The organism is Brasilonema bromeliae SPC951 (assembly GCF_012912135.1).
Lineage (GTDB): Bacteria > Cyanobacteriota > Cyanobacteriia > Cyanobacteriales > Nostocaceae > Brasilonema > Brasilonema bromeliae.
Window position 1 is genome coordinate 23,919 of sequence record NZ_QMEB01000044.1, and the last position, 6,000, is coordinate 29,918.

Here is a 6,000-nt window from a genome sequence, read left to right on the forward strand (position 1 = left end):
TAAATATGCCTTCTTGGCAACCAACTGTAAGCTTAAATAAGGGTGCTTTATAAAAACTTCATAACTTCGGCTTTAAAACTTAGCCTTTATTTCACACTATCAAGTACATTCTTTAGTTAAAAACGCAGTAATCCTGTTAAAAAAGAAGATGATAATGTAAGAAGAGTTAATAGAAAATTGCACCAAATCTTAGCTTTGAAAAAAATACGGTGATTTTTGCGGGAGGGTAAGGAGATTTGAGGGATGCAAACTCAAGAGCCAACCGCTGTTGACAGCAATCTGGAAATAACACAAGTGTCAGCCCAAGAGCCCTCTACTGACGAACTCCCGACTATAGAATTTCCCTCGCCAGGGAAATTCAAAGCTAGTTCTTGGCGTATTCATCAGAAAATAGGCTACGGCTACTTTCTGGCAATTGGGATTGGTTTTCTAGGCTCGTTGACTGGGTTAGTCATATCCAATTTCTATTTAGGGATAGAAACTAAACAATTAGAGCATGCTCAGTTTCAAACACAAGTACTGGGTGGTTATAGGAATGCTTTAGTAAATGCACAATTGCATGGCTCTAACTTGGTTGCTGTTATACGAGATCCGCAACGGCGTTCTAGCAAGAGAGCGGAATTGTTAAGCAGTGTAAAAGACGCTAAGAACGTTGAGCAACGAATTACGAAATTTATAGATAGCAAGCCTGGAAAATTAGCAGTACCGGAAGATACTCTACGAACTATATTAAATGACTACTCCCGTAACCTAGAATCTTACGTTAGCCAAATTGATTCAATCTTGCAGCAGTTTGACCAGCAGCCAAAACAACAACAGCAGATTTCTGTACTCAGAAACGAGTTGCTGGAAATAATGAGCGGTGGAACAGCCATGCGGCTAGATGAAATACGTAAACGGTTAACCAACAACTTGCAAATTGCTCAACAGCGAGAGCAGAAATTTACAACAGATCTGGCGATCGCAAAAGGAGTCGAGAGATTAATTGCTGTAGCGAGTATGCTGCTGTCAGTGGCGATCGCAGCAATTGTAGCATGGCGTACTTCGCGGGCGATCGCCGAACCAGTCATTCTTGTCACTCAAGTCGCCCAACAAGTCGCGAAAAAACATAACTTTGATTTGCGAGCTCCTATCAGTACAGAAGATGAAATTGGATCACTCGCTAAATCTCTCAATCGTTTGATTGAGCGGGTTTCCGAGCGAACTAAAGAATTGCAGCAAGCCAAAGAATTAGCAGAAGCTGCTAACAAAACAAAAGGTCAGTTTCTGGCAAATGTGAGTCACGAGTTACGCACACCGTTAAATGCGATTATTGGCTTAAGTCAACTGCTGCGCGATGATGCGGTTGATTTTGGAATGTCAGAAGAGTTTATTGACGATCTTGAATCTATCAACACTGCAGGTAGGCATTTACTGATATTAATCAACGATATCCTCGACCTATCAAAAATTGAAGACGGGAAAATGACTTTCTACCCAGAGACATTTGAACTCGCCCCGCTCATCAATAACGTTGTTCTCACAGTCAAGCCTTTGGTGGAGAAAAATGGCAATCTTTTAGAAGTGAATTTTGATGGGGAACTTGGTATCATGTACACGGATCAAACTAAGCTACGACAGGTTCTGTACAATCTCCTGAGCAACGCTGCCAAGTTTACCACCAACGGTAGGGTGAGATTCATCATCCACAAGGAAATACTAAACGTTCAAACAAGTCACACTCCTGGAATGATCACGTTTACTGTTGAAGACACAGGCATTGGTATGTCTTATCATCAACAGCAGCAGCTGTTTCAACGCTTTACGCAAGGAGATGCTTCCACCACGAAAAAATATGGTGGTACTGGGCTGGGATTAGCAATTAGCCGTCACTTTTGCCAGATGATGGGTGGTGAAATTTTTGTCACGAGCGAACCTGGAGTTGGATCAATTTTCACCGTTCGGCTTCCACTGATAGCTAAAGATTAGTTTTCTGTAATAAGTCGATTTCAATTTGTAGAATAAAATGGTTTATTCTTTGAATTAATGAGCTGTAAACTCAGTCGATCCTGCCTGCGCTCAAATTCAAAAGTCAAAACGAATTTGAAATTTTTGAACTGGAGATGCATAAGACAGTGCTCGACTAGGGTTCCCGGGCTTGTAGCACCTACCGTGCAGATAAACGCGGATAGCTGTTTTGTCAGTGTGTATCCGCTTGTATCACTGGTTGCAATGCGTGAATTCTCCGCGTGGGGTATGGGGATTGATAATTCAGTTTTGGGGAGCAAAGACTGATCCATGATGATAGTCGCCATGATTCGTCCAGGAATGTTACTTCAAGGACGCTACCGAGTTATCTGTCAAATTGGTGGCGGTGGTTTTGGTAAAGTGTTTGAAGTGGATGATGGCGGTAGCTCCAAAGTTTTAAAAGTTTTGAGCTTAGAGCGCTTTCATAATCCAACAATTAAACAAAAGGCGATCGCCCTATTTCAACGAGAAGCTGAATTACTAGGTCGCCTCAAGCACCCTGGTATCCCGCGTATAGAGTCAGATGGGTATTTTACTTGGTCTGATGGTAATGGTGAACCGTTGCACTGTCTAGTGATGGAGAAAATACCCGGTTCAAATTTGCAACAGTGGTTGCAAGCTAGAGGAAATCAACCACTCACCACACAACAAGCTCACGAATGGTTAATCGAATTAGTAGGAATACTTAACGAACTACATCAGCATCAATACCTTCACCGAGATATTAAACTATCTAACATCATGCTAAGACCTGATGGGCAACTGGTGTTGATTGACTTTGGTGCTGTTAGGGAAGTCACAAACTCTTACTTAGAAAAACAAGAAGGCAAACAAACTGGAACTGTACTCGTTTCTCCTGGATTTACCCCTCCAGAACAAGCTGAAGGTCACGCTGTCCCACAGTCAGATTTTTTTGCTTTGGGGCGAACTTTTGTCTGTTTGCTCACAGGTAAATCTCCTCTTGATTTTCTTAAAAACTCGGCAACAGGAGAACTGATTTGGCGTGACCAAGCAACGAGTGTTTCGCCACAATTAGCAAATTTAATTGACCGCCTCATAGCTCCTTTTCCTGGACAGCGACCTCAAAATTGCCAGGAAATCTTAAATTATCTTCAAGGCAATCAACACCAGTTTCCGCTATCTCAAGATGGAACAGATACCTTACCACCAGATACAGGGTTTGGAGTCAGTACTTTAGGATTAAAGAGCTTTATCAAAAATACATTTACTCTTGTATCTAAGTTAGACAAACCAAGAATAGATCAACACAATAACATACAAGATAAAAGTTTACAGAGCCAACAAGATAAAAGTTTACAGAGCCAAAGTTTACGGAGCCGGAGTTTGAAATTTTTGTTAGCTGGCTCTTTATTTATCGGAGGAGGTTTCAAGTTGTGGAGTCTGGCACCAGAAATAGCAGGAAAACTCAATAATGTGGGTTTATCAGAATACAACCAGAAAAATTTTACAAAAGCTAAACTATTCTATCAAACATCTCTCATTTTTCAGTCAAATCTGCCACAACCTCAATATAATCTGGGCTTGCTGTATGAAGACCAAAATAAGCTTGAGCAAGCTCGCACTGCTTACCAAATAGCTGCTCTGAAGGGTTTCGATAGAGCTTATAACAACTTGGGACGATTGTACATTTTGGAGAAACAATATGATTTAACAGTACCTGTACTACACGAAGGTTTACAACGTACTGAAGATAACAAAATTAAATACGCAATGCTGAAAAACTTGGGCTGGGCGTATTTAGAACTGGGGAATTACCAAGAAGCTGAGAACTCTCTTCAAAGGGCAATCAAGATTAATGGCGATCGCGCTGCTGCATATTGCCTTCAAGCCAAAGTTTTTGAAAAGCAAAATAATAGGCAAGCAGCACTCTTGGCTTTGAAAAATTGTATCACATCTGGAAAACCAGAAACGAAAGAAGAAAAACAGTGGATCTCTGAAGCAGCAAAAAAAATTAAGGAGATATCAAAGTTACCCTCCACTTCTAAAACCCCAAGGACTCAATAATGAAGTTCAGTGCACTACTAAAAAACTGGATAGTAAAGAGTAAAAAAGCGAAAATAGCCGTTTGTTTTTTTGCTGTTTGCTTATTGCTTTTGATACTAGTCACACCAAATTTACCACCAGCACTTACCACTCAAGTTAGTCAAATACCCATTGCTGAGTGCACAACCGTTCAAAGTGGTGATCCTCGCAGTCCCACTAATCCTGATATTCCCTACATTATCAGTCCCCGCCGAACGTTGCTACTGACTGACAAGCCGAAGCTACGCTGGAATCAAGTTTTGGGTGTCAAAAGCTATGATGTCAGTTTACAAAAAGGTGATTCGGTTGTTTGGCAAACAAAAGTGAATACTAATCAAGTCGTGTATCCAGGAGAACCAAGACTAGAAACAGGAGTGGAATATTTGCTGATTGTTAAAGCAGACAACGGTAAATTGTCAACAGATGAAAAACCAAATGCGCGGGGTTTTAGCCTTTTGTCCAAGGACGAAGCACCAGTTGTCAAAGCAAGCATGAGCCAACTGAACAATCAAAAAGTTCCTGACAAAGTCACAGAGCTACAACGTGCTTTTTATTACATTGGAGCAGATTTAAAATCGGAGGCGATAGAGACACTAGAATCCTTGATAAGTAGTGGTATTAAAGAAACTTCCGTCTATCGTAAGCTTGGCAATCTCTACTGGGAAACAGGAGTTAATGTGCAAACTGAGATTAATTATTTAAATGCACATAAATTAGCAAGAGCTAATAAGGATATCATACAGCAAGCGCAGATTGCGGAAGCTTTGGGAGATTTGTATATAGCAATAGATGACCAAAAAACAGCCAGAAATTGGTTTGCTCAAGCACGAGATAGTTACAAAACTTTAGGTAATAAGCAAAGAGTAGAAGAACTAGATGAGCAGATAAAACAACTGAAAACAAACAAACCTACTACATAAGTTAGAAATCAAGACACTGATTAGTAGCTAAATCTAATTAAGCATAAAATATAATTAGGAACGCGAGTGCGTGCCCTAAGTATACAAGACAAGCTGAGTGTATACGCCTAAACGACTTTTCATTCGCGCCCTTGGCGTTCCGTATGCGCAAAGCGCACGCCGGCGTCCCTTGCGCGTTTCCCTTTGGGACTTACGCTCGTAGCGTCTGCGACAGGAGAAGCAAAGGATAGGGAAATCATTACAAAGACTCTATTTACCTTTTTCAAGGTTGACTTACTTAGCATCCGGAATCGTGTAGTTTCTGTTGGTATACATATATGTCTTTATGTGAAATTAAATCTGTTCTATAAATCACCCAACAACAGGAGTATGACAAATGACTGATCAAACATTACACCCTAATCAAGATAACCGTAAAACGGAAGCCAAAAAACTACTAGAACAAGCTAATCAACAGTTAGGAGAAGCTTTAAAATCTTATCAACAAGCACTAGATATCTATCAGGACATGGGTGAAGAGACTGTTGCTACTCTCATCTCCTATCTGATTTCTCAGAGCAAGATTCTGACTGTTACTGGCACAGATAAGTCTGGTAGTTCTAAAATAAACTTAACTGCTGCTAGTACTATATTGGGTAATCGTTCAAAGGTAAAACGTCCTAGTTCTAGGAAGTAAAGGAAAACTTAGTAAATCATGTATCTCAATGACTGAATGCGATTTGAAGAAAGTTTCTGACAGGTGCATCCCAAGATTGTTCAATAAACCATTTTTAATAACTAAGTGTTGCAGTTGCTTATTTTCTCAATAAGCAACTCTTGATTTTAAAAGAGATTAAAACAGTGAACAGTGAACAGGGAACAGGGAACGCTTAACAGGGAACGCTTAACAGGGAACGCTTAACAGGGAACGCTTAACAGGGAACAGTGAACAGTGAACAGTGAACAGAGTCAGCGATTTCTTGACCCCCCTTAACTTGGTAACTGATAACTGCGGCTGGTACTTGATAACTGATAACTGATAACTGATAAC

The 6,000-nt window shown here is 40.5% G+C and carries 4 protein-coding genes; all 4 read left to right on the forward strand.

Annotation, left to right across the window (positions count from 1 at the left end; translation table 11 throughout):
• Positions 1–243 precede the first annotated feature (243 nt).
• The 4 genes from DP116_RS08150 to DP116_RS08165 all read left to right on the forward strand — a co-directional run bounded on the left by DP116_RS08150 (position 244) and on the right by DP116_RS08165 (position 5,646).
• Positions 244–1,968, forward strand: a complete 1,725-nt coding sequence (locus tag DP116_RS08150; RefSeq protein ID WP_169154711.1) for a sensor histidine kinase — start codon at positions 244–246, stop codon at positions 1,966–1,968.
• A gap of 309 nt (positions 1,969–2,277) precedes the next feature.
• Entirely contained in the window at positions 2,278–4,032 is a 1,755-nt protein-coding gene (locus DP116_RS08155) for a serine/threonine-protein kinase (RefSeq protein WP_169154712.1), read from the forward strand.
• Positions 4,032–4,970, forward strand: a complete 939-nt coding sequence (locus tag DP116_RS08160) for a tetratricopeptide repeat protein (protein WP_211173156.1) — start codon at positions 4,032–4,034, stop codon at positions 4,968–4,970. Before DP116_RS08155 ends, DP116_RS08160 begins: the two co-directional genes overlap by 1 nt.
• A 376-nt stretch (positions 4,971–5,346) precedes the next feature.
• The gene (locus tag DP116_RS08165; RefSeq protein ID WP_169154714.1) at positions 5,347–5,646 is read left to right on the forward strand and encodes a hypothetical protein; all 300 of its coding nucleotides are present in this window, start codon (positions 5,347–5,349) and stop codon (positions 5,644–5,646) included.
• Positions 5,647–6,000: the final 354 nt, after the last annotated feature.